The organism is Umezakia ovalisporum Ak1311 (assembly GCF_029891685.1).
Classification (GTDB): domain Bacteria; phylum Cyanobacteriota; class Cyanobacteriia; order Cyanobacteriales; family Nostocaceae; genus Umezakia; species Umezakia ovalisporum.
In genome coordinates, this window is record NZ_JANQDJ010000038.1 from 1 (window position 1) to 2,729 (window position 2,729).

Sequence of the window (2,729 nt, forward strand, 5' to 3'; positions counted from 1 at the left end):
TTAGAGGATTATGGTTTTTGGTCACAGGAAATTGCTAGACAAAAAGCCCAACAAACTGAGCCTGATAAACCTTTCCGTCGTGGTCGCATTTGGTGTTAGTTGTAGATTTGATATCCCTGATTTCTTCAAGAAATTGGGGATCTGAATTTTAAGGACTGCTTTTCCTACAACATGAGTAGGGGTTTAGTATTGCCTACAAAGATATTGGTTTTGTAGATAAATTGCAGATGTCAATAAGTAGGTAGGCGAAAAAATTTATAACTATGTAACGAAAACTTAACCATAAGTATTAGAGTTAAATTTTACACGTTGCGTATTATAATTTCCTTTTTCTCCCCTAGCCGTAACACCATTAATAACCGGATAAGCAAGGTCTAACTCATCGTCAAATATTTGCCTAGATAGCTCATCTTTTTTAAGGTGTTGCCACTCCAATTCAATTGGATTCATTTCGGAGCAGTATTTTGGTAAAAAGAAAATGTACAAACCCATGTACTCCCACTTTTTCCATAACTGCTGAACTTCCTTGCACCTATGAATGGGACCGTTATCTTGTATTATTACTCTCATAGGTCCAGTCTTTTTGGCTTCAAGGGCTTCTGGCTCCATCATATAGATGTAAGATTTGCGACTAACACCTCCAATTACTAAACGACAGACAAAACTTATTATTGGTTGGAAAAACCGAATAATAGTTAATCTGCCACCACGAGGTTTTGTTTGTTCTAAGGGTTTTTGTTTACTCTTAAAGCAATAGGTATAACCCGGTTCGCTCCATAGACAAAAACCTGATTCATCCAAATATTTTAGGTCTACATCTCCCGCAGCAGCAGATAATAGTTTATTATTTTGTGTTTTGCACTCTTTTTACTGTATGATTTTCATGAGGCCATAGGGTTAATTCGGAGGTTAGAGGTTGTATGTCCGCAAACGCCGATTTAATTAGGGGAAGGGTTTCAACGAAGAAGCAGGCGGAATTTAGGGCAACAGGTGGAGTTGAATCTCCATCGCAATTATCCCCCTTGCTCCGGGCTAAAAGTTCCCTGGACTCTGCTTCAAAACTGAATTACCAGCCACAGTCCAGTGATACGAACATTGAGGCAGATAAATACCTGTTTGCTCGCCTAGGGCAACTTTCACTCAAACAACGCTTGGAAATGTTGGTTGTTCATGAGCGTGGAGTGAAGAAACTTTGCCTTGTAGGAATTAAATCCCGACACCGTGGCGCCTCTGTGGAGGAAATTCGTCGTGTTTTTACCCGTGCTGTCTTAGCAGAAAAATATTCTCTTGATTTTTACCCCCAAGGTAATGATGAAAATATGTGGATTCAGGATTCAATCTCGTTGGCAGCGGAATTACACCAAATTTTTGAGTCCACAAGTATTCCTTACTATGTAAGTGGTGGTGTTGCATCTTCGGTGCACGGTGAACCTCGTTCCACTCGTGATTTAGATTTGGTAATTTCAGTCCAATCTGACCAAATCGATTTGTTGGTGGCGACACTTGAAGGTGCGGGATACTATTGTCCCGCAGGTGCCGTTGAGGGTTTAAAGCAAGGAAGTGAACGAATGCTGAATATCACCCATACCGAAACTATTGGAAATGCAGACTTATATATTACTGATGTTTCGCCGTTTGCAGTGTCTCAGATGGCACGTCGCAGGCTGATAGATTTAGAAGGCATACCTGCGTTTTGGGTGGCTTCCCCAGAAGATACGATTTTACAGAAGTTACGGTGGGGTAAGGGGAGTCAATCAGAAAAACAGTGGCGCGATGTCTTGGGGATACTGAAGTTACAAGCAGAAAGTTTAGACTACCCATACCTGGCAGAATGGTCAGAACACTTGGATTTGATTGATGCTTTGAACCAAGCATTTACTGAAGCTGGTGTGTAACATTTAACATTTAATTTGGAATTCAATAAATGCGATTAACTTAGAAAAAAATTCGTTACCACCGATTAAACTTATTTAACCGGAAAATGACAATGCCGTGTCTGCTCATACTTCCACAAATTTTAAATTAGCTAATTGTAGAACTTCCTCATCAGAAATATCAGCAATGTTTGAATTAATGCTCATTTTTGAGAGGTTATCTAAGGTAGGTAATATACTATTTCTAGGGTGTCAAGCAAAACGTCTGATACCTCTCGCGCTGTTGCTTTTCCAAGACGCTGGACAGAAGCAGCTAAAGTTTCGGGTAAGTTAATAGTTATGGGAATTGTCATAAAAATAAAATTCTTTATTACAAATATAGTTTAGATAATGAAATGGTCACCAATGAGGATATCCAGGATTTAAGGATTTACAGGATGTTATTTAAATTGTGTCAGTTGGGTTGACAGATGTTACCCAGGGTTTTGGTGATTTTGTGATTTAATTTTGTTGGGTTGCGCTGTCGCTTAACCCAACCTACATCTTATTATTAGTTTTTGTTGGTGGTTACCAGAAGCTTTTTTTTAGATGACGGTGTGGAAACTCATCAAGAATAGCGATCGCTCTAAAATTCCTACTCATCTTCATGCGATCGCTGAAATCTAAATATTTCCTCTATGAAATGTGATCGCTCAAAAGTATAAACCCAAGGAAAAGACCCCAACCCAATGCCACATAGGTAGTAAGCTGTTGGCTGGGGTTCATCTCACGGATAAGGGTTCAACCACCAACCCCAAAAAATCTAAGTCCAGTTTACCACCTCCCCCGTGCCAGGTATCGGAAACCCCGGAACTG

At 39.9% G+C, this 2,729-nt stretch carries 4 protein-coding genes; 2 read left to right on the forward strand and 2 right to left on the reverse strand.

All coding sequences use genetic code 11. The annotated features are described in order from the left end of the window. Positions 1-99: cyanobactin biosynthesis PatC/TenC/TruC family protein (locus NWP25_RS05515; RefSeq protein ID WP_280649797.1), on the forward strand; the 99-nt coding region annotated here is incomplete at its 5' end. A 177-nt stretch (positions 100-276) separates the two neighbouring features. Here the strand turns inward: NWP25_RS05515 and NWP25_RS05520 are convergent. Then, positions 277-801: a transposase gene (locus tag NWP25_RS05520; RefSeq protein WP_280698986.1), complete on the reverse strand. Its 525-nt coding sequence runs from the start codon at positions 799-801 to the stop codon at positions 277-279. A gap of 119 nt (positions 802-920) precedes the next feature. Between NWP25_RS05520 and NWP25_RS05525 the strand changes: the two genes are divergently transcribed. Then, positions 921-1,895 carry a hypothetical protein gene (locus NWP25_RS05525; RefSeq protein ID WP_280698988.1) on the forward strand — a complete coding sequence of 325 codons (975 nt, stop codon included), beginning with the start codon at positions 921-923 and terminating at the stop codon, positions 1,893-1,895. A 200-nt stretch (positions 1,896-2,095) separates the two neighbouring features. Here the strand turns inward: NWP25_RS05525 and NWP25_RS05530 are convergent, their stop codons facing one another. Further along, the gene (locus tag NWP25_RS05530) at positions 2,096-2,227 is read right to left on the reverse strand and encodes a hypothetical protein (RefSeq protein WP_280649794.1); all 132 of its coding nucleotides are present in this window, start codon (positions 2,225-2,227) and stop codon (positions 2,096-2,098) included. Positions 2,228-2,729 lie beyond the last annotated feature (502 nt).